Annotated in this window: 19 protein-coding genes and 1 pseudogene; 12 read left to right on the top strand and 8 right to left on the bottom strand. The window is 57.0% G+C overall.

Features of this window, described 5'->3' with window-relative positions; translation table 11 throughout:
• Positions 1–175: 175 nt before the first annotated feature.
• A complete protein-coding gene (locus tag ACYCVF_RS07390; protein WP_459604597.1) occupies positions 176–502 on the bottom strand; it encodes a nuclear transport factor 2 family protein in 327 nt (108 codons plus the stop codon).
• A gap of 154 nt (positions 503–656) precedes the next feature.
• On the opposite strand from ACYCVF_RS07390, the gene ACYCVF_RS07395 reads away from it, so the two are divergent.
• The 3 genes from ACYCVF_RS07395 to ACYCVF_RS07405 all read left to right on the top strand — a co-directional run bounded on the left by ACYCVF_RS07395 (position 657) and on the right by ACYCVF_RS07405 (position 6,347).
• Positions 657–4,238 carry a LuxR C-terminal-related transcriptional regulator gene (locus tag ACYCVF_RS07395; protein ID WP_459606506.1) on the top strand — a complete coding sequence of 1,194 codons (3,582 nt, stop codon included), beginning with the start codon at positions 657–659 and terminating at the stop codon, positions 4,236–4,238.
• 28 nt (positions 4,239–4,266) lie between these two features.
• Positions 4,267–4,458 carry a hypothetical protein gene (locus ACYCVF_RS07400; protein WP_459604599.1) on the top strand — a complete coding sequence of 64 codons (192 nt, stop codon included), beginning with the start codon at positions 4,267–4,269 and terminating at the stop codon, positions 4,456–4,458.
• A gap of 557 nt (positions 4,459–5,015) precedes the next feature.
• A complete protein-coding gene (locus tag ACYCVF_RS07405) occupies positions 5,016–6,347 on the top strand; it encodes a tyrosine-type recombinase/integrase (RefSeq protein WP_459606559.1) in 1,332 nt (443 codons plus the stop codon).
• Here the strand turns inward: ACYCVF_RS07405 and ACYCVF_RS07410 are convergent.
• Complete coding sequence (locus ACYCVF_RS07410; RefSeq protein WP_459606507.1) at positions 6,292–6,660, bottom strand: hypothetical protein; 369 nt, start codon at positions 6,658–6,660, stop codon at positions 6,292–6,294. The two genes, ACYCVF_RS07405 and ACYCVF_RS07410, sit on opposite strands and share 56 nt — an antisense overlap.
• A gap of 686 nt (positions 6,661–7,346) precedes the next feature.
• Here ACYCVF_RS07410 and ACYCVF_RS07415 point away from each other — a divergent pair.
• Genes ACYCVF_RS07415 through ACYCVF_RS07425 form a run of 3 tightly spaced genes read left to right on the top strand, consistent with a single transcriptional unit; the run spans position 7,347 to position 9,782 of the window.
• Positions 7,347–7,745, top strand: a complete 399-nt coding sequence (locus ACYCVF_RS07415; protein ID WP_459606508.1) for a hypothetical protein — start codon at positions 7,347–7,349, stop codon at positions 7,743–7,745.
• Positions 7,745–8,350 (top strand): hypothetical protein, encoded by a 606-nt coding sequence (locus ACYCVF_RS07420; protein ID WP_459606509.1) that lies wholly within the window; start codon positions 7,745–7,747, stop codon positions 8,348–8,350. Before ACYCVF_RS07415 ends, ACYCVF_RS07420 begins: the two co-directional genes overlap by 1 nt.
• Entirely contained in the window at positions 8,310–9,782 is a 1,473-nt protein-coding gene (locus tag ACYCVF_RS07425) for a hypothetical protein (RefSeq protein ID WP_459606510.1), read from the top strand. The genes ACYCVF_RS07420 and ACYCVF_RS07425 overlap by 41 nt, the downstream gene beginning before the upstream one ends.
• Positions 9,783–10,326: 544 nt before the next feature.
• On the opposite strand, the gene ACYCVF_RS07430 is transcribed toward ACYCVF_RS07425, so the two are convergent.
• On the bottom strand, positions 10,327–10,515 hold the full coding sequence (locus ACYCVF_RS07430) for a hypothetical protein (RefSeq protein ID WP_459606511.1): 189 nt from the start codon (positions 10,513–10,515) through the stop codon (positions 10,327–10,329).
• 91 nt (positions 10,516–10,606) lie between these two features.
• Here ACYCVF_RS07430 and ACYCVF_RS07435 point away from each other — a divergent pair, with 91 nt between their 5' ends.
• Positions 10,607–11,605, top strand: a complete 999-nt coding sequence (locus ACYCVF_RS07435) for a TIGR04141 family sporadically distributed protein (protein ID WP_459606512.1) — start codon at positions 10,607–10,609, stop codon at positions 11,603–11,605.
• On the top strand, positions 11,535–12,074 hold the full coding sequence (locus ACYCVF_RS07440) for a DUF6119 family protein (RefSeq protein ID WP_459606513.1): 540 nt from the start codon (positions 11,535–11,537) through the stop codon (positions 12,072–12,074). The genes ACYCVF_RS07435 and ACYCVF_RS07440 overlap by 71 nt, the downstream gene beginning before the upstream one ends.
• A gap of 200 nt (positions 12,075–12,274) precedes the next feature.
• On the opposite strand, the gene ACYCVF_RS07445 is transcribed toward ACYCVF_RS07440, so the two are convergent.
• Positions 12,275–13,234 carry a sigma-70 family RNA polymerase sigma factor gene (locus ACYCVF_RS07445; protein WP_459606514.1) on the bottom strand — a complete coding sequence of 320 codons (960 nt, stop codon included), beginning with the start codon at positions 13,232–13,234 and terminating at the stop codon, positions 12,275–12,277.
• 190 nt (positions 13,235–13,424) lie between these two features.
• Here ACYCVF_RS07445 and ACYCVF_RS07450 point away from each other — a divergent pair, with 190 nt between their 5' ends.
• Positions 13,425–13,568 (top strand): hypothetical protein, encoded by a 144-nt coding sequence (locus tag ACYCVF_RS07450; RefSeq protein ID WP_459606515.1) that lies wholly within the window; start codon positions 13,425–13,427, stop codon positions 13,566–13,568.
• 311 nt (positions 13,569–13,879) lie between these two features.
• Here ACYCVF_RS07450 and ACYCVF_RS07455 read toward each other — a convergent pair whose 3' ends face one another.
• Positions 13,880–14,059 (bottom strand): hypothetical protein, encoded by a 180-nt coding sequence (locus ACYCVF_RS07455; RefSeq protein ID WP_459606516.1) that lies wholly within the window; start codon positions 14,057–14,059, stop codon positions 13,880–13,882.
• 473 nt (positions 14,060–14,532) lie between these two features.
• Between ACYCVF_RS07455 and ACYCVF_RS07460 the strand changes: the two are divergent.
• A pseudogene (locus ACYCVF_RS07460) lies at positions 14,533–15,054 on the top strand (IS630 family transposase); the annotation flags it as partial.
• Positions 15,055–15,676: 622 nt separating this feature from the next.
• Here ACYCVF_RS07460 and ACYCVF_RS07465 read toward each other — a convergent pair.
• Positions 15,677–17,317, bottom strand: coding sequence for a recombinase family protein (locus ACYCVF_RS07465; RefSeq protein ID WP_459606517.1), 1,641 nt, complete (start codon positions 17,315–17,317; stop codon positions 15,677–15,679).
• A gap of 275 nt (positions 17,318–17,592) precedes the next feature.
• Here ACYCVF_RS07465 and ACYCVF_RS07470 point away from each other — a divergent pair, with 275 nt between their 5' ends.
• Positions 17,593–17,880, top strand: coding sequence for a hypothetical protein (locus ACYCVF_RS07470; RefSeq protein WP_459606518.1), 288 nt, complete (start codon positions 17,593–17,595; stop codon positions 17,878–17,880).
• 13 nt (positions 17,881–17,893) lie between these two features.
• Here the strand turns inward: ACYCVF_RS07470 and ACYCVF_RS07475 are convergent, their stop codons facing one another.
• Both ACYCVF_RS07475 and ACYCVF_RS07480 read right to left on the bottom strand, forming a co-directional pair.
• Positions 17,894–18,463, bottom strand: a complete 570-nt coding sequence (locus ACYCVF_RS07475; protein WP_459606519.1) for a hypothetical protein — start codon at positions 18,461–18,463, stop codon at positions 17,894–17,896.
• A gap of 51 nt (positions 18,464–18,514) precedes the next feature.
• Positions 18,515–18,745: a hypothetical protein gene (locus ACYCVF_RS07480; protein ID WP_027547620.1), complete on the bottom strand. Its 231-nt coding sequence runs from the start codon at positions 18,743–18,745 to the stop codon at positions 18,515–18,517.
• A gap of 70 nt (positions 18,746–18,815) precedes the next feature.
• Between ACYCVF_RS07480 and tnpB the strand changes: the two genes are divergently transcribed.
• Positions 18,816–19,436 (top strand): IS66 family insertion sequence element accessory protein TnpB, encoded by a 621-nt coding sequence (tnpB, locus tag ACYCVF_RS07485; protein WP_459606520.1) that lies wholly within the window; start codon positions 18,816–18,818, stop codon positions 19,434–19,436.
• Positions 19,437–19,449: the final 13 nt, after the last annotated feature.

The following is a 19,449-nucleotide window of genomic DNA, read 5'->3' on the forward strand; positions in this document are numbered from 1 at the left end:
GTCGTGCGCTTGACGGAGGAACCCCAGTTCGGCGTTCCTGTTGAGGATCGAAGGAGGTTCGTGATGAGGCTGACAAAATGCGGTTCGATTCGCTCGCCATGAACCCGGCTACGCCGAAAAGATCATGCTCAAACGATAGCCTGAAGCGCGATGGCGACCCTGATCTCATCGCGATCTAGTGCAAGGGGCTGCAGTTTAGCTCCCTGATCCTCCCGGCGGCGTCAAACGTGAGAATCGCACTCATGACACCGGAATTCGTGATGTAGGAGATAATGGTTCCCTCGTGCGAAGGATTGAGATCGTCCAGCTGGCCTGCCGGATAGTCTCGGAGGTGATCGACCCAATAGGCACGAAGTGCCTCGCGACTGGTAATGGTTTTGACGCCGCCGCAGCCGCAGTGAACCACGGCGTCTTCGGCATGCATTTCCAAGATCGCTTCGACATCGCCCGCGCGGTAGGCGTCGAGCCAGTCAATCGCAACGGCCATCGGGTCAAATGACATTCTTCTCCCACCTAAAAGCCGTCAAGAACTTGCGGTTCCAAGTCGGGTTGGCCCGCCAAGTCTCTTTCCTCGCTCGATCAGTTGTACTTAAATATTTCCACCGGTCGTCAGCCATATGCCGAAGCACATAGACGGCCGGGCCGAGGCAGAGTCCATGTTAGACGTGTCTGCGAAGCAGGAGACATCCGCGCGCATCCGGCTCGTGATCGTAGATCGACAACCGATCGTTCTTCAGGGACTGAAGTCGGTGCTCGGAGCACAGCAGGACTTCGACGTAGTTGCAGCATGCAGCGATGGGACAAGCTGCCTCGAAGCAATCCGGAATCTGGCGCCCGATGTCGCGCTTCTTGCTGAGACCCTGCCAGATCTGACGATACCCGAGTTCCTGGCGATTGCGAAAGCTGAGCATCTGTCCACGCGCTTGGTGTTCTTTACCGAGTCCGAATCCGATCACGGTCTAACCGCAGCGATTGCTGCTGGGGCCTGTGGCGCAATTTCGAAATATGCTTCCCTCGACGCCATGCTGCGATCACTGCGACTGATGACGAAGCGCAGTGTGTTTCCGACGCAGTCCGATCTCCGTCGAACCGGAAAGGACGCTTACGACGGCGGCAAAATCGAAAAGATGCTGGAGCTATTGACGCCGCGGGAACGTCAAATCGCACGACTGGTTTCAGAGGGAATGTCGAACAAGGAGATCGCGCGCGAGCTAAACGTGTCCCCAGGGACGGTCAAAGTACACCTGTACAATATCTTCCAGAAGCTTGAGATCACCAACAGAACTGTGCTCGCTACTCTCGCGTTGCTGCAACGTCCCTCCGGCGTGGAGACGATCGCGCTGGCGTTTCTGGCGATCGCCATTGCGGACGAACTCAAGGCGTCGGAAGCGAACGACATGCTTCCGATTGACGACGGCATCGGCCACGTGGGCGAGCACGCCGAATATGAACCGTGGAAAAAAGCTATTCTCCGGCACCTCATTGTCTGGGAATCCGCCGAGCCGCCTCAACTCGCCCAAAGGGGCTTCTTCGCCAAGGTGGGCCAAGTCACGAACCCGGCGCCAATGGAAGCGCTACGCATGGCCGAGCAATTCGCCGGCGCGAAATCGTGGAAAGACTGTAGTCCCATTGGATCGGGCGCGCCCAATCCTCCCACGCCTCTGCTACGCGGACTCCGCGACACCTCTGTTGGTGGTGACGCGGCCCTGGAACACCAGCTCCCGCGGCTTACCTCCAATTCGGTGTTGACTGAGGGAGGGTTTGGCACCTTCGCCACTGTCGCCGGTGCGTTGATCTACGCACTGCACGATCCCCATTTCGCCGTGCATTCGGATAACCGGGATCAAGCGTCGATCGACGGCTTCCTGGGCCTCACCGGGGAGAATGCGACCGCAAAAGTGGCCGCGATCACCCGTGATGACCTCAATCATGGAGACAGCTCAGCCCCGGGTTTGCTTTCACACGAGTTCCGCCTGCCTTCCGCGGTTGCGGCCAATGGAAACGAGAGCCTCGCTCAAGCAGGCGCTCGGGGCGAAATGGCCCCAGGCATCGCGAGTGACAATCTCCAAAAATCTCTTGGCTTAGACTTTGGTCACGATGGCAGTATCGGCGGATATGGCCGCGATCAGTTGACGGGTGGCAACGTTGAGAACGCTGTTCATCGCTCCCCTGTCGATTCCGGGACCATCTCTTCCGATGCCGTCTTCGATTTCGCATCTGGGCCGGGCAGGATCAATCTCGCGGCTTTCGGAGCGCTTGCTTGGCTGCATTTGACAGTAGCAAGCAAGTCTATACCGCCACATACCCTTGCCTGGATCTACAACGCCGCCAGCAATGAAACGATCGTCTATGTAAATCCCACCGATCGCATCCTTGATATCGGAGATCGCGGCCTGCTGGAAATCCATCTGCAGGGGATTGTATCCATTGCGGAGTCGGATTTCGTCGACCAGCAGGAAGGCGCGGTCGTCGCGGCCACCTTGGATCAGCTCGAAGAACTGCTGACGTCGGCAGCCGCAATCGATGAGACTGCGTTGAGTACTGACGACATCCATGCCATTGCCGGGTCGAGCGACAGCACATTTGGGACGGCTGGAGTTTGGAGCGTTCTGGCCGACGACGGCTTGAAGTTCCAGTTCAGACAGACTCGGACAGACTTGGGAGCGTCGGTGAGGTCCAGGACTTCCACGAGCGATTCGGCGGATGCAACGGAAGAAGTCGCTGGTGCGTCTGGTGTATCGGTTCACGGATCATCGACCGGTCATAGCGCGACGGTTCCGGCAGTTGAAAATCTCAAGTCGAAGAGTGAGCCGGTCAATGCGAACACCAGTGTTTCGTCGACCGTGCAGAACGAGATCGTCGAACCGAGCGTCGCCACCGCCGGCAGCGCGGACCATGGTAACTCGCAGCTCGCTTCGGACCCAGGGTCTGCAAAGGCGTCGGCCATGGAGATGGTCGAAGCGAAGTCCATACCGGGCAATGGCGTCGGCGATGACAGTAAGCATCATTCCCCGGCTTCGGACGGTCGGCCAGACGCAGCGAAGTCGGCAGAACCAGGCGGCGTAGAACACGGCAACTCCGGGCACTCAACTTCGGCGAAAGCGCCGGAAGCAGCCGAGGTCGTCGAACCCGGCACCGCAACGGCCGATAGGGGCCGTGGTAACTCGCAGCACGCGTCGGAGCCAGGGTCAGCAAAGGCGGCCGCAGAGATCGCCGAAACGAAGTCCATACCGGGCAACGGCGTCGGCGATGACAATGAGCATCATTCCCCGGCTTCGGACGGTCCGCCAGGGGCAGCGAAGTCGGCAGAACCAGGCGGCGTAGAACACGGCAACTCCGGGCACTCAACTTCCGCAAAAGCGCCGGAAGCAGCCGAGGTCGTCGAACCCGGCACCGCAACGGCCGATAGGGGCCGTGGTAACTCGCAGCACGCGTCGGAGCCAGGGTCAGCAAAGGCGGCCCCGGAGATCGCGGAAGCGAAGTCCATGCCGGGCAACGGCGTCGGCCATGACAATGAGCATCATTCCCAGCCTTCGGATGATTCGCCCGGGCCGGTGAAGACAGCGGAATCGGGCGGCTTCGAAGGCAGCAACTCCGGGCACTCGACCTCTGCAAAAGCGCCGGCAGCAGCCGATATCGCCGCAACTGGCGGCAACGCGGACCGCGGTAACCCGCACCCTTCGGAGCCAGGGTCGGCAAAGACGGCAACCACGGAGTTGGCTGGAGCTGACTTCATGCCCGGACATGGTGCCGGGCATCGCGCTGCCGCTTCGGACGTTGCGAGCGCGTCAGAGAAGTCGGCAGAACCCGCCGTCGTGGAACACGGCAATTCCGGGCACGATCTACCCTCAACCTCTGCAATCGCAGCAGAAGGCGCCGAAATTGGACAACCGAGCGGCCTAACCGGCGGTATCACCGGACATGGAAACTCGCAGCAGGTTGAGCTATCTGCTGCAATCGCATTAGAGGCCGCCCAGCCGGCCAAAGCTGCGCCGGAGAATCGCCCTGCGGATCAAGAACTGGTGTTCCGCTTCCATGGCGAGGCAACTCCTTCCACTCTCGTCGCGGCAGTTGAGCCAAAAGAGCTCAATCATCCGCACGTTCCGCCCGGTCACGATGCGGACCGCGACATCATCGCCAAGACAATCCCCAATGCATGGGAGGAACACGCGGCCAACCACGGCAACAATGGTCCGCATCATGCCATTGCACCTGCGCCTCATGACTTGCTGATTTGAAGTGTTGAATTGTCATTGACCGACAGGCATGCCGCTCAAGCAAGCTGGACTGTACCTGCGCGTGACCGACGAAGCCGAGGAATGCATTGTTTGCGGTCGAGCGAAAAGGCCCCTGTTCATCGCGCGATGCTCGCAACCGTTCGTCTTGTGCGGCCTTGAGTTTCTTGCGGCGGGCCGCAAGAATTTCGGTGTCGTTCCGGCTCAGGCCTGTACCGCCTGAACCGGCGGTGCGACGTTAGGCCTCGCGCAGTCTGCTCGTCAGGCGGCATGCTCACCGGATGATCGCATCCTGCCCCTGTTTTGCCCGACACGTCAAATTCGGATTCGGAAAAGGCGTAACCCATTGATCCGGCTGGTGCCGTCTACTGTGCATGGGGTTGTTTTTCGATTTTCTTGCCGAACGCTCTCGGCAAGCCGCCAACGGCGCCGTCAACTGCCCGGGATTGTTCGATACTGCAGGGATTCAGGAAAATGGATGGTGGGCGCACAAGGGATCGAACCTTGGACCTCTCCCGTGTGAACCACAATTTGTAGACCCGAGCTAACCAAATCCGGCCATAGTTGAGATATAAAAAATCCTTTAGTTGATGGGGTTTGTGGCCCTGTACGGCCATAAGAGCCCATAGGTGACCTTGCTACATTTTGTATGCCCCCGTTGTGCCCGCCATGGATTTTCCCTTGGGGCACAAAAACGGGGGAGGTCTGAGGCCCGGTTCTGTTCGAGGGCTGACCGCTCCTTGCGGGGCACACCCGGGGCACAGAGAGAGGGAAGGGATGATGACGGAGCCAGCAAACCAGCTGACACTCACCGATGCGGTGATCCGCAACGCAACGCTGCCGCCGGGTAAAGCGCAGCATTATCTCCACGACGACAAGCTGCCGGGCCTCGCCTTGCGCATGCGCGACACCGGCGGCCGGACCTGGGTCTACCTCTTCACCAAGCCGGGTGTGAGGGGGACCCAGCGCAAGACCCTTGGCGCGTGGCCCAAATATAATGAGAAGGCCGCGCGCAAGGCCGCCACCATCGCCGCAGGCGAGGTCGTCAAGGGCTTGGACCCGAACGACGCGAAGCGCGAGGCGAGGCGGCAACAGGTAGCCGAGAAGCAGCGCACCACGCTCGCGACCCTCATTGTTGAAGATGGTCCCTACCAAACCTCCCTGACCGAACGTCAAGTCGTCAACTGGAAGCCAGCAATGTCGGCGCTGCGGCGCGGGCTCAAGGATCGCGCCGAAAGCGGTGTGGGGGACCTAACGCGACGGCAGATCATGGCTGCGGTCGACAAGATTGCCAAGACCGGCAAGCGCGGTGCAGCTAGGGACTTGCGCAAGCACGTGCATACCTTCCTCGAATGGTGCGTCGGCGAAGGTTACGTCGAGCACAACGTGCTCGCCGGTTATCGCGCGCCCAAGGAAACCCGCGCGCAAAGGGTCGGACGCCGAACGAAGGGTCGCGCGCTGACCGATGAGGAAATCATCAAGGTCTGGGATGCATGCGGCAAGCTCGGGGCTTTCGGTCTCCTGGCACGCATGTGCCTGCTTGGTGGCCCGCGCCGCAGCGAGCCTACCCTGATCGAGTGGCAAAAGCACATCATGGACGACCGTATCAGCTTCGATGCGGCGTGGACCAAGATGGGGTTGCACCACGATGTACCGCGCACTCACCTAGTTAACGAAGTGCTCGCGGCCGCGAAACATTTCCAGCGGGCAACTTCCGACTATGTCTTCCCGTCACCGAAGACCGGCGGCCAGATGTCCGGCTTCACCAAGATGGTCAACCGACTGGTCAAGGAAGCGAGCGTCGCCAAGTTCACCATGCATGACTTAAGGCGCAGCTTGCGCACCGTCATGTCACGCTGTGGCTATGACAACGAAATCCAACGGCTGTGCGTCGGGCAAAAACCTAGCGGAATCGATCAGGTCTACAATCACGACGAACAATGGATCATCCGCAAGATGGCGTTCGAAGCGGCTCACGACTACATTGCGGAGTTGGTCGGCGCAAAACGGGTCGGCAAAGTCGTGCGCCTTCAGCGGACGAATCCGCTTGACCCGATCAAGGCCGAGCTCCTCGGGCGTCTCCGTGAGCACTATGCGGCTGAGGCGTCTTAGGGGTTTTGTCGCACTTGGCCAGATAGTCACGCACCGCATCAACACGATAGAGTGGCCGGCCGTCGACGTAACGCCATTTCAGCGGGTGGTTCGGATCCCGCCGCCACTGCTCTAGGGCGCCGGGCGTGCGCCGGATGACCGCGGCGGCCTCCAATGCCGTCAAATTAGAGCTGCCCGGCAGCGTATCGATATCGAAGGTCGCGGGCGGCGGCACGCCACGGTTCTTGCGACGGCGCTTCATCGCACGCGGCATTTTGCTGGAATCTGCCGACCCAAATGCCTCGATCCGAGTCTTTTCGTGCTTGCCGCGCATGCCTCCGTCCCGAACCGTGATCGGTCTGAGGCAATAAGATCGTAGGCTGATCCAGCGAGAAAGAAATCAAGTGCGTAGGTATGGCTGCTGAGTAGCTGTGGCGTACAAATAGGACGAACCGGTTCGATTGGCCCCGGACGCGTCCGGAGCGATTGTTGTTTTCATTCGGACCTTCGGCCTCATAACCTGAAGGTCATAGGTTCAAATCCTATCCCCGCAACCAAGATTTAAAAATGAAATCAAAGAATTAGCCCGCCTCTGGCGGGCTTTTTCATGCCTTACAAGCCTTTCGCAATCTCTTCGAACGAAAACCATTGTTTCGCAATGGGTTAGGGAAATTTCGGCTCGGATTCCCAGCCGCCCGCAAGAATTCCACGGCACAAAACTGGCACAAAACGGCACAAAACTTTAGCGTGCGATCCGTCTTCTTCGCTCTCAAAATCAGGAAATTTAGTTGATGCGACGAGAGGCAATTTCGATGATCGAACGACAACATTCGCTGCCTACTCCGTTCTGACGCCAAGGTGCTCGGTATCGCGGCATTCTCAAGGTTGCCGCGCCGGATGGCGACCATCTGAAGGGGAAAATCCCCGAGGTCGACGGCCATCAATCCTTGCTTGTATCGGTCTCTTGGGACATCTTGGTGTAATAACGGAAAGAGTGACAGCCGCGTCGAGGAGGGGGCGATGCCGGGAAATCTTGTCGACGGAACGATCAGCATTACGGCCTTGCTGGGCGTTACCTTTGCTGTTGTCTTCCTATTTCTTTTGCTGATTGTTGCGGTGCTTATCTATCTACGGGGCAAGCCGGTCCCGCCCGCCGCCTTGTTGATTTTTCGCACGATCTTGACGCTTAGTGCCGGCGCGTTCGGCTGGGTTGTTGGCGGCACCATCGCGCTAAGCTTTAATCTCGGTGTGGTCACGGGCAATGCAGCGGGTGGCATTGCGCTAGCCGCATTGGCTTATTTGGTAAATCCGCCGCTGCTCCTTGAGGACCGCATTATCGACAAGGGGGCGCCGTCCGAACCACCGCCACGGCCCGCAGGGGTGTTGCGCGAACGGCGGCCGGATGGAGACACGGAGTAATGAACAGCCCGTACGGCGTAATTCCCATCTCTGGGTTCGAAAGCCTTCGCGCTTCGTGGTTGAAGATCAGTGGGGCCGGCAAAACGCTATATGGGTTGTTGGTCTATCACGCTTCGGATCACAAATTTCCGGAATACATCGCGGCCAAAGGATTGAGTGCATTGCATTCGCACGTTGGCGAGCATTGCACCCTGTTCGTTATTCATTCGCCGAGCCAAGAATACATCGCGTACGCGAGAATGCAGTCCAACCTCTGGGCAAAGCTGTTCGACCAAGCAGCTCTGGCTCCAGCAGTCGCAGATATTCCTCATCTACCCGATGAGCCGCTCCTTTCAATTGATGGCGAACGTCGTTCGGCGCGTCAGCTCCTCACTCCTTCCAACAACGATTTTCTGCTCGCTGACGAGATACGAACTATCTTGAAACACTTTGATTGCCAGGCAAGCGAGCATCCCTGCTTGATGTTTTTCACTGACTTGAATGCCGACAAGTTTTGGTTCGTTGACCTCAAGCAATGGCTGCATTGGAGTTCGGAGTCCTTAGCTATCGGGTTCCGAAACTATTTTGAAGGCGAAGAGTTCTCAAAACTTGTCGCAGGGCGCTGACATGGCGGAAATACTAATCCAGGGAGAGCCTCGAAAGCTCAAAAGCGGGAATATCAGCCAACAACTTGATGGTTTAAAGTGGGCCCTTCTGCCGGAGGAAATTCAAAAGGATATAAACGCGAAATGGATTCTATCTTTTGATGATCGTGATGGCCATTCCGAACGAGCCAAGTCGCTGGACTTAGATTCAGCGCAGGTAGCATACTATGCCGCGGAACAGGCGGTCACGGCACTTTTGCAAGAGCGTGTACCGTTCTATTTGGCCACTCTGTTTCACATCGGGCGTCAGTGGAAAATCTCTGCTGAGTTAGGACGCGAGGCCCGCCGCCTGCAGGACGAAAAGAATTTGACCGCTTCGGGCGAAAGCCTCGTTGCCTTCGCAAAGCAGGCAGGGCGAGCGCTCGATCCGAATCTGGCGCGGGAAAGCGTGATCGCTTTCTCCAAGGCCGCGATCAATCAACACGATCACGGGCTCGTTCAAGCCCAAAAGTCGTGGCCTGTCTGGACGGAAGAAGTTGACGACTTGCGGAAGCTCGTGGTTACATTTAGGGAGCAAGCGCCGCGACACAGGGATCGAAGTGAAGACGAAGCGCAGCTGGAATGGTTGAGCACATTTTCGCTTCTGCTGTTTTTTCAGCAACGGCCGAGCCGCATTCGATCCACGCTTCGTGAAACTGGAGTAGTGTTCCGGGATGGAGTCGAAGCGTGGCCGCCAACGCAGACATCGTTCTTGGCCGCACCAATCGTATTCGCGATTGCTTCTCTAGCTACCCATTATCGATCCTACGAATTGGATCGCTTCTTTCACCAGTGGCAGGATCTGTTCTATGATCATAGAAGGTTGGTACGTCGAATAGAAATCGAGCCTTTGGTTCGGGACGCGGAAGCACGCTTGTTTGCACGCTATGGAGGGCAAAGCCCACTTGCCGAATTTTCTGTTGGCAAGAAGGCGGCGTCAGAAGCGCTTGTCAACCTTCTTAGAGAGAACGAATTTGTGGACGGAGTCCAATCGCGTTGGCGCCAAGAGTGGGAAGCAACGCTAGAATCCGTGTATTCCTTTACGCCTGTGCCCCCATCGGAACAGGCTCTCATTCCGGCTCGGATTGAACGGGCATTGTTCTCTGCGGACGGCGCCATCAAGAAGGCTATACTGGGGCACAGGACACCCATCGAGACATTCTCGGAATATTGTCAAAGAGCGTTCGAGCAAGACTGGGTTAGAGTAGTAGCCAATTCGATCTTTCGAAAGCCCGATAAGGACAAGGATCCCAGCACCGTAAACGTCTGGACGCTAGGTGATTTTGAAGCGCTGCTTGCTGAGGTTGTGCGCACACTAAATAACATTGGGTATCAACTAGTGATGCCTAAGACAGAGCGGCTCAAGACTCTAGTGACGAAGGCTCAAGAGGGGCAACCACTTTGGGATTGGTAGCTTGGTAGCGCGTAAGGCTTAGAGTCTTGAGGGGCGTCGGTTAAAATCCAAGTCTTGCAACAACTCCACAGCGGATTTTGATTCCACTCGGAATGGCCGTTTCTGTGCTGTTTCGCTCTACCGATTTCTACGAAACGTCAACAAAAACAGGCGAAATCTGCGAATCCTTGCTGCAAATTCCGACGCCGACCGGTTCGCAAAAATTCCCGTTTAATTTCAATAATTTCCAAACTATGTCGGCCGCTCCACGCAGCACGGACGCAGCATGGATGGCAGAACACGGCACGAACTACGTGACGAAGATAAGCCTCGTTAGCCGACAAGGTTTGCTTATGCGGGTATCATTCGGCAGCAATGCTTGGGATCCAGCGGACCGCCACTTGACCGCTATTCGCGTGGCGCTCGCAGATCGCGGCATTCGTCAACGACGCGAGCTTTCGGATCGAAGCAATGGCAAGAGCGAACGCTCAACGCTGGATCAATACCCTTCTCTTCTGCCACAATACGGATCAGATCCGCGAATTGCGGATGATTGTGGAGGTAATCACGCGGCATGCAATTCGCCCGGCTTTAGCGCGCGATCGAAAAATTTCTTGGTGCGCTCGCTTCCATATTCGCGCACAGCGCGACGCAGGCGCTTTTGATCGGACTCTGCGGCACGTTCCGCAACACGCTTGAGAACTTCATCCTTCGCCTCTGCGAGCTGATCGACATTGTTGACGAGATCGACCAACAGGAATTTCAAGCCGCGTCCGGTCGAGGGAGCTCCTCCCGAGGCCCGGGGCGTTTCTCCGCAATCGCTCTTGCTGGATGGCCAGCAGCGCATGACCTCGCTTTATCAAGTCACGATACGCGATAAAGTGGTCGAAACCGAAACGCCGAAAAAGAAGAGGGTCACCCGCATCTTCGCGCTGACTTTCTCCTACGCCCACGTCTATCTGGATGATGCCAAGACCGAAGCCGATTTTGGTCTCAAGGTCGCGGTGAATGCAGTTAGTGACGAGAAGCTTCGCAGTGTTGAACGAGCCAACATCGGCGCTGCCATACGGGACTTCGCGCAAGCAGCCGGACAACGCGACCTTCGGTCATTCGGTATCGACGATGCGTTAGATCTGATCCGAAAGGTCAGCGGCCGGGCCGAGGACAGCGACTTCGCGCAGAATGTGACCGGTTCACGCGCGCTGCGGTTCTCGAAAAAGATAGAGCTGACAGATGTTCCGGATGCCGCTATCGAGGCTGTTCAGTATTTCAAGTCGAAGGCCTACCAAGGTACCGGATTTCGCTTCATCGATTTCCTTTCACCAGTGCTCGACACCGCCGTTGAGGAAAAGCTGAACGACGAGCTCATCAGCGCTCTCCAAGGAACAAGCGATGAGTTTGAAGTCGCGCTGCCTGAGATCGTCTCCGAAAGTATCGTATCGTTTCGTTTCGAGCATGCCGGGTTTAGCGATTTTCATCCTGATCTTTCGCTCGAACTCTACAGAGGCAGTTTAGGATCAAAACTCGCCTCGTTGACTTTGGAAGACATCGAAAGGCACTCGATCGCTGCCTATTCAGAAAGTGAAAACCGGCCGCTCCAGTCCTGGTCGGTTCATCGCGCCCTGGTGGGGTCTCTCGTTCTCAAAGACGAACGATATGCACTCAATGAGGGTCGTTGGTACCAGATCGGAAAGAATTTCAAAGAAGGCGCCGACCGGAAGTTCTCGGAGTTGCATGGACCACCGGACAAGAAATTGCGGCCGCTAAAAAAAAGTGGCTCTCAACGAGCGCAAGGGCAAGAAGCAGAAGATCGGGTATCAATCCGAAGAGTCGTACAATCGTGAAATCGCACAAGAGGCCGGTTACCTCCTTCTCGATCAGAAGCTTATTCAGATCGACGACGTGGCCGGGCCTGGCATCGAAATGTGTGATCTGCTCGACATTCCAGGACGGCGATTCATTCACGTCAAGAAAAGCTCGCGACAGTCGAGCATCTTGAGTCATTTTTTCAAACAAGGCGGCGTATCGGCGCAGATGTTTCGCAAGTATGAGCCGTTTCGCATCAAGCTCGTCGAAACGGTCGGACGACTATACGGCGCGCAGGCTGATCAAGATTTGCGAGCTGCGCTCGACGATCGCTGGACCATCGAATTTCAGATTGCGGACTTTCCAAGATCGGATGGCACGCACAATATTCCGTTCTTCAGCAAGCTCACCTTGCGGGAAGAGGCGAGGGATATTGAAGCAATGGATTTCAACGTGAGTGTGAGGTTCATTAAGTTGACACGTATATCAGCCGGTCAATCCGGATGATGCCTGGACTGTCAATTCATACGGATATTCTTTCCTCAGTCCTCACTCAAAGCAGTAAACAGGAGATGGAGCTTCCCTCCTATAAGGCGGTGGGCGGCCGTTCTGTCCGACGAAGAAGCCGGCCACGGAAAGAGCAAAGCCCAAGCTTTTGACGATCTTGGGTTTCGTCCGTGTACAACCGGCAACATGCTCTGTTTCCTTTACCCCCATCGTTCGGACGGATACATATGCAGATACTTCTTCTTAATCTGCCCCCGGATTTCGCCAACTCGCTCTGCACTAATGCCAAGATCACTCGCGATTTCAGCCGAGCTGCGGCCAAGAGTCAGCCCGTCGAGAACTTCCTTCTGCCGCGAGGTGAGCGCCTCTCTCACTTTTTCAAGGTTTTTGAGCCTTTGCTCTGTCGCCACTTTAGCAGCGAGATGCCCCGAGTCAGCCGCTACTCCTAAGCCGACAGCCGCTGCAACGTCGGCTGTTTGACGAAACAACTGTCTACTCCTTATCTCCCCGCGAAGCTTATCAACCTGATCGTTAGCAACGACTGTAAACAGGTAACCCGGGAGATTGGCGTACTTGCCTGCCAGTATCTCGTCGCATTTGCGCAATAGCTTCAAAAACAAATCTTGGACATCATCGTCGCGGCGCGAATAGGGTGAGCCAAGCTTGCCCGCATTGGCGGATAATGCCATGTAGACGCGCGCGCTAGCTAGATTGCGGTGAGCCGCATCACGCTCCTTTTCACAGACCGCCCTAACGTCGCTCTCTTCTAGGGAGAGTGTCGCCAGCGCCTTTTGCTCGGCCGCAATAGTGACGCCATCTCCAAGCGCTGTATCGAACGTCGAACCCAGCATACCGTACCTCTCAGTACTCAACTGGAGGCTCATGTCGCTGGTGCTTAGGCCACTCGACGCAGCTATCCCCACTGCTCCGACCGTCGAGTCCTTCGCAGAAGGAAGCGAGCTATATGCCCCGATTTTTGCGAGGGCGCTCACCCCGGAGGCTGCTCGCGCGGCGGCGATGGCATCAACTGTAGCCGATGTTCCGCGCACGGCACTGATAATGCGTGGGATTAGAACGGCTTGCGCATGCGTCGTCTCGATTGACAGGGCGAAGACGAGGGTGATCGCAGCAGCTGTCCTCACAACGAACTTCGTGTTCATAGGAGTTCTCTCCATGAGTTGCATGACCATAGTCAGAGGGGACACTTGCGTACCCTCTCGATGGGAGAGACGACACGGCGACCAAAACTGAGGGGGGTATTCAGAAAAAAATTTCTGCACTCCAAGCCTCCTCGCTGGACGGCGGTAGGCCGTCAATACCTGCGTAGCTAACCCACAAGGCGAGGACAAAATGAGCCGCAAGACCGACGGATTGGAAGTCATCTTCACTTTTCACAGAATTGTGATTATCGGAAAGGGGCCGATAGCGATTCTTTCGACGGGCCTCATTGCCTTAGCGATCCTCGGCATTGTCGCGCTCGCCAATGCGAGGTGAGACGTTGTTGCCGATTCAATGGCGGTCCTGCTCGATAGAGCTTTCGCACAAGATCGCCTAACGGCCACGCGAGTCCAGCGCGCTGTTTCAAGGGACCGATGTCTGCTGGCGAGACTAGCGGTGGTTCGGGATGGTCGCGCAAGAGTCCCCAAAAGCAAAATGGCCCACGTAATGCGGGCCATTTTGTATTGTATCAAGTCGTTTGCGAATTGGGTTGCAGAGACTCGCAGCAGACACCCGCAAGGCTCGAGCTTCAACTCTTCCGCGCCCCTCCATGGGCAGAGGCCCGGCCGGCGGTATTGAATGTGGTCTTAGAACTTTAGGCGCCGTGTGCACATCACGCGGCGGATGTTGTCGAGGCTGGTTAGAGCATTCAGCCGGCTCAGAGTGCCTGGCTCGAAGCCGGTGAGGGTACCTTCGATCCTGCTTGCGAGATCGCAGAGTTCGTCTCGTGTCAGGTGCATCAGTTCGGAGATTGTCCAGGTTTGCATCTTGTCCTCCATCGCTCAACCGCACCAATCGCGGTCTTCGAGGGAGGCCGTGCGCTGGAGGAGGCGGATGCATCGCGCCGCGACCGGAACGAAGTGGAGCAGTGCCGGCGGCACTTGCATCCATCAGCCGACGTAGGTGCGACAAGGCCGGAGAGGGGACGCGTGGCGCGCTCGAGAGAGGGCGGCACGGCAATCGATCAGTGCCCGATGAGCAAGCGGAGCAACGTCAATGCGCAGGCAGACGCATCGTGCCGAACCTCGGAATTCTGTGTCCTGCTACATCCTGCAGATCTTGGATTGGGACTGGAGCTATAGTTTTGGCGTGACAGATCCCCGATACGAAGATCGTCCCTACAGCGATTATCGCCACATGCTGGTTCGCGCGAAAGTGCTGCTTCCCAGTACGCTCTAGCTGAAGGCCGAGATGGCCGAGCTGACCTTCATGCCGGATGTTCGACCACCGGCTTTCGAGCCGAAGCGCGAGCATCGTCCGCTCGGCGTTGGTTACATCGAGGCTGTTCGCCGCCCTCGACATTGCGACCGGACGGGTCATCGGAAAGTGCTACGGACGGCACCGGGCCGCCGAGTTCCGCAAGTTCTTGGACGAGATCGAGGCCGCGGTGCCGCGCCAACTCGACGTCCATCTCGTCATGGATAACTACGCCACGCACAAGACCCCGCTGATCCGGAAATGGCTGGCTAAAAGGCCGCGCTGGCATGTGCACCTGATCCCGACCAGTTCGTCATGGCTCAATCAGGTCGAGCGCTTCTTCGCACTCCTTACCGACAAGAAGATCAGGCGCGGCGTCTATCGCAGCGTCGCCGCCCTCAGGGCCGACATCGCCTCGTTCATCGAACGACACAACGCCGACCCCAAACCGTTCCGATGGACCAAATCCGCCGATGACGTCCTTGCTTCCATCGAGCGCTTCTGCCGTTACAATGCCCCGGTACAACACGACCCGATGTTGCGAACTTCTGGTTCAGGACACTAGGTGGCCGGTCGCTTGGGATTCTGACTGCCAATAACAGGTAACTCCGCAATATTTGCCCGCCTCTTCGCTCGACGAGCGGGCCTAGGGAATCGGGCGGGCGGATCGATCGATCTGGCAGGCTTGCTTGTCGAGCTGCGCGACGAATTCGACCTGCATGACCATCCCGACTATCGGCACGATTGGGAAGTCCTAGATCGCTCAAGCCGCGAGCTTATGGCCGATGTTCGCAGCCAGATTTCTGGCTTGCCGCCGCTACCTCCGATAAAGCCCACGCCAAGGTGCGCGATTGGCTCAACCGGGACCGCGCGTGCTTGCTCGTCGGCGAATCCGGAAGCGGGAAGTCCGCCTTGGCGGAGCAAATCGGCGAGACGGATTACGGCCGGTGCGTGCCTTGCACACGACGTCGTCCAGAACCGCTAACAGAAAGTTGAACCGAGCTGGAGCAGCGCAATTTTTGGGACAGATCCCGGAAATGATTTTCTTGATTGTACCGTCGGACTGGTCGGTTTGGTTTTTGATCCAGAAACTGAGACATGGCAAACTGAGGCTGCTGTGTCTCCTCGACATCTGAAGACGGCATTATGAAGCACTGCTTCGCGGAAGGTCTTGTATCTGCGTTCGATCAACGCCGCGCGGGGGCTCTTTTGGTCTTGGGTTGCTTTGGTCTCGATCGCTTGTCGTGAGGCGCTGGGGAGGAACGACCTGCCCCAACTACTTGCCCGACGATTGCTCGTGCCAGGCCGTCAGCGGTTTCGAAGCGAGATATCCCACGGCGAATGCGAGCCCTTTCAGAAAACGTCATGGTTCGTTTTACCTTCCCGTCAGTGGGCAGCAGTACGTAATCGAGCACCGACTTGTTATGCTCAGCCATTCTGGGTGCGGCAATCCAGCCGTGAGGCAGGCGTGTCCCGCGCTTTATAGACCAGTACGGTGCGCGGTCTTGCCTTCCGCACCAGAGGGCTACTCGAATTGAGATGTTGATCGATCCGTTTACGCGCAAGGAACTCGTCCCGACGCGAGAGGCAGCTTGGCCTCTGGCCTTTCTAACAGCCATGGCGATTTCCGCGGCGAGCTTTGCCTTTTCCTCAGCCCACTGTGGACGTGATGCAAGAAACTCATAGTTTCGTTTGGGAGCGTAACCGATCAGCCGATACACGTTCATCATGCCACCGAAGTGGTTTTGGTAGGTAGAGGCGCAAGGAAGGCCTACCGTTCTGGCTATGATAGCAGAGCTCAGGCGTCCCTCCTTGAGCAGCGTCTTGCGTAGGCGGGCAAGCATCTCCTCTTCAGTGAGGTCGACACGCCGTTCTTCAATGATCTTGCTTACCTTCAGGAAGGTTTCGCGTTCAACGATTGGCTCGATACATCCCTCGCTGGTGATCCAAAGCTCGGGAGGATTGCAGGTGCTGTTCCTCCGCAGCTTGCGTGATCGGCGGTTGAAGGTCATATTTCCAATGTAGTTCTCGTTTCGCAGCACTGCGTTAACCGCTGCACGCGTCCACCGAACTCCTGTGCTCGTGAGTACGGCCCTCCGGTTTAGCTCCCGGGCGATCATAGCTTCAGACTTTACCTGCAAAAATCGTTCGAAAATCCACTTCACCACGGCTACTTCTTCGGGGATGCCGGGGCGCACTCGGACGTGATCGGTTGAGAGGTATTTCTGATCACCGTTCTTCAGCACACCTCGCGACCGCTCACTCTGATCGACAAGTTCTCGCAAGAGAGCATAACCGGGGCGACCTCCGACTTTGAAGCCAAGTCGGGCGAACCGGCACTGCGCAGCGTGAACCTTTACCGAAAGCTCGCGACTGTATTCTGCTGCCATCACGCGCTTGATGTTCTTGATGATGCTGGAGAGCACGCTGCCGTCATTATCAAACTGCTCCGCGCAATACGCGATGTTGATGCCCGCCTGTTTGCAGATGAATTCGTAATGCGCGCTCTCGTCGACATTCTGAAAGCGGCCCCACCGGCTTACGTCATAGACCAGAATATGACCAAAATCGGCTTCTCCTGCTTGGACATCCTTTATGAGCTTCATAAGACCGGCCCTGTTCTTGATGAGCAGACCGCTCTCTCCCTCGTCGCGATAGGTTCGTACAATCGTCAGGTTGTGGGCGTGCGCGTAAGCTGCAATTACAGCAGCCTGATTTTCAATCGAGTATTGCTGCCGTTGTGTCGACATGCGCACATACTGTGCGGCTCTCCTGCCGAGCTGCGATCTTACCGGGTGAGCCTTATAGATCTCGAGCGCGTTGGCCATCACTCTCGCTCCCGAACGTTACACCGGAGCGTATATACGACAAGAATCACTTCGATTGGAAGAAATAGCCCCCTCCGTTGTGATGTAGGGCGAACACCTCGCTTCGCCCATGGAGCTTCGTGAACCAGGCCGCAAACGCGTCCTGGCCGTTCGGCTTCAATCCTTCGCGCACTCAAGGTGTGGGCGCGGCAAGCCGCTCGCACTTTTGTTCTGCTGCTTAAGGGCTAAGCCCTTCACGCGCGATCCGTTGACTTGTCGATATTGGTTCGGCCTTCATGGCGGTTCAACAGAACAAGGCGGTCGGAATGGTGTCGAATACCATGACCATTACCAAGCTTGTGAACCAGTCCAAGGAGGCCGGTCAGCCGCTCAAGATGATCGAGGAGCCCGTGGTGCTGCAGCCGGCTGCTGATGTGTTGATCGTGCAGCTTGGCGGCCAACGCTTCACATGGGGCGGCGCCGACTTGCAGACTGCTGGCGCTGCCCGTGCGACTTATATGGCTGCGCTTCGGGCTGCCGACAACCATGACCTCGGGCCACTCATCGCTTTCGCACGATCATGAAGCAATTGTCCCCTTACTCTGGCAAAGCCACGGCAAAGGCCCGCATCGCAACAAAGAGCGCATAGCCGGATTTGTGCCATAATGACTCGAACGTGATGGTTTTCCCATCGAGGTCCGGAGTCAGAGAGATGCCACGCCACGTGATGGGGAATTTCTCCGGCTTGTATCGCGAAAAATCGAAACGGAAATTGTGCGATACCGTGTTTCGGATGGCTCGCGCATATTCGTACCAATCCGCGTCGCGAAGCTTTTTGACCATCGCACTTCCGGTGCCTGCGCGATCAAAATCCTCACAATAGTCGCTTAGCAGCTCGAAAGGGATGCGAATGAGGGCATGAAGCTGGTTAAGCACAAAGTCGGTAGTGATTGAAAACCGCGACGCGTCTTGCTCAAGCAGCATTGCAAGATCGGAGTAAGACACCCACGTGTCGAGTACCTTCATCTGTAGGCCTCGCGCTTCTTCAACAGCACTTGGCTTATACTGAGCGCCGCCTTGGATCCAATGGCTCGAGATGATGGCCAGCCGATAGGATCGGTCTTGCCTCGCAAACTCGTGGAGAATTGCCGATTTCGTAAAGCGCATGATAATTCGGCTGACAACTGGCAGAATATTCGCGTCACAAAGTGTAGAGGGCTAACCTTCGAGCATGTGCTCGTCCTCGACAAGGACCAGGCTAAGTGTTTCATCCTCACTGATGCGCACCGTTTGTTCCCGCACCACAAACCGGGAAGCATCGGAACGGTCAAACCAAGCGTCAGCGTCAATCTTGCGGGGCGTCGGGTCATCGGGACGGCGGCCGAACTGGACGCCAAAGGCAAAGCTATCCGGATCGAGGTCTTCACGTGGAAACCAGTGACGCGGCATGTCGCGTGATCGTGGACGCCGGCGTTGATATGACCGCGTTGTCTCGCGTGTTGGATCTGCTGGAGCGGCGATGATCCCGATCGCAGCAGGGGCGAGGATCTGGATCGCAACCGGTCACACGGACATGCGCAAGGGCATGCAGGGTCTGGCATTGCTGGTGCAGGAGGGCCTCGGGCGAGATCCTTTTTTATGTGTTGGGCGAGATTATGTGGCGGAGGTGGCCACGGTGCGCAACATGTTTGGTGTGCTGGATGAGGTGTCGCTTCGGTTCTATTCTGCTGCCGGCGTTCATTCTGGCGGCTCCGTCTCTGCCGACGACATTTCTCCAGAGCGCACCAGACTTTATTGGGAGGCCAAGCCAATTATGGTTCGGCTCGCAAACGCCGGCGTAGCTACAATCGCGCATCATCTGATTCAAACGTTGGAGACATTCATTCCGCTCGATCCGTCCGGCATTTTTGAGCTTATTGCCCGATCAGTGAAGGCCTCCGAGCAAGGCGGGTATAGCAGCGAGTCGATGGCGGCCGATCTGATCGTGCGGATTGTTCAGCGATATTTGGCGGACTATCGCGCTATCTTTGTTGATCGCGCACGGCTGGACGATCTGATGGATTGTCTGGACATTTTTGTCCGCGCAGGTTGGCCCGCCGCACAGTCCCTGACATTCAAGCTCGGCGATATTTGGCGCTGATTTCAGGCCCTTC

It is taken from the genome of Bradyrhizobium cedriense, assembly GCF_054602315.1.

What these genes read in the sequence shown, in the direction of transcription:
- ACYCVF_RS07390 (WP_459604597.1), bottom strand. Translation starts at nt 502, where the DNA reads ATGTCATTTGACCCGATGGCCGTTGCGATTGACTGGCTCGACGCCTAC.
- ACYCVF_RS07395 (WP_459606506.1), top strand. Translation starts at nt 657, where the DNA reads ATGTTAGACGTGTCTGCGAAGCAGGAGACATCCGCGCGCATCCGGCTC.
- ACYCVF_RS07400 (WP_459604599.1), top strand. Translation starts at nt 4,267, where the DNA reads ATGCCGCTCAAGCAAGCTGGACTGTACCTGCGCGTGACCGACGAAGCC.
- ACYCVF_RS07405 (WP_459606559.1), top strand. Translation starts at nt 5,016, where the DNA reads ATGACGGAGCCAGCAAACCAGCTGACACTCACCGATGCGGTGATCCGC.
- ACYCVF_RS07410 (WP_459606507.1), bottom strand. Translation starts at nt 6,660, where the DNA reads ATGCGCGGCAAGCACGAAAAGACTCGGATCGAGGCATTTGGGTCGGCA.
- ACYCVF_RS07415 (WP_459606508.1), top strand. Translation starts at nt 7,347, where the DNA reads ATGCCGGGAAATCTTGTCGACGGAACGATCAGCATTACGGCCTTGCTG.
- ACYCVF_RS07420 (WP_459606509.1), top strand. Translation starts at nt 7,745, where the DNA reads ATGAACAGCCCGTACGGCGTAATTCCCATCTCTGGGTTCGAAAGCCTT.
- ACYCVF_RS07435 (WP_459606512.1), top strand. Translation starts at nt 10,607, where the DNA reads ATGACCTCGCTTTATCAAGTCACGATACGCGATAAAGTGGTCGAAACC.
- ACYCVF_RS07445 (WP_459606514.1), bottom strand. Translation starts at nt 13,234, where the DNA reads ATGAACACGAAGTTCGTTGTGAGGACAGCTGCTGCGATCACCCTCGTC.
- ACYCVF_RS07450 (WP_459606515.1), top strand. Translation starts at nt 13,425, where the DNA reads ATGAGCCGCAAGACCGACGGATTGGAAGTCATCTTCACTTTTCACAGA.
- ACYCVF_RS07455 (WP_459606516.1), bottom strand. Translation starts at nt 14,059, where the DNA reads ATGCAAACCTGGACAATCTCCGAACTGATGCACCTGACACGAGACGAA.
- ACYCVF_RS07465 (WP_459606517.1), bottom strand. Translation starts at nt 17,317, where the DNA reads ATGGCCAACGCGCTCGAGATCTATAAGGCTCACCCGGTAAGATCGCAG.
- ACYCVF_RS07470 (WP_459606518.1), top strand. Translation starts at nt 17,593, where the DNA reads ATGGCGGTTCAACAGAACAAGGCGGTCGGAATGGTGTCGAATACCATG.
- ACYCVF_RS07475 (WP_459606519.1), bottom strand. Translation starts at nt 18,463, where the DNA reads ATGCGCTTTACGAAATCGGCAATTCTCCACGAGTTTGCGAGGCAAGAC.
- ACYCVF_RS07480 (WP_027547620.1), bottom strand. Translation starts at nt 18,745, where the DNA reads ATGCCGCGTCACTGGTTTCCACGTGAAGACCTCGATCCGGATAGCTTT.
- tnpB (WP_459606520.1), top strand. Translation starts at nt 18,816, where the DNA reads ATGATCCCGATCGCAGCAGGGGCGAGGATCTGGATCGCAACCGGTCAC.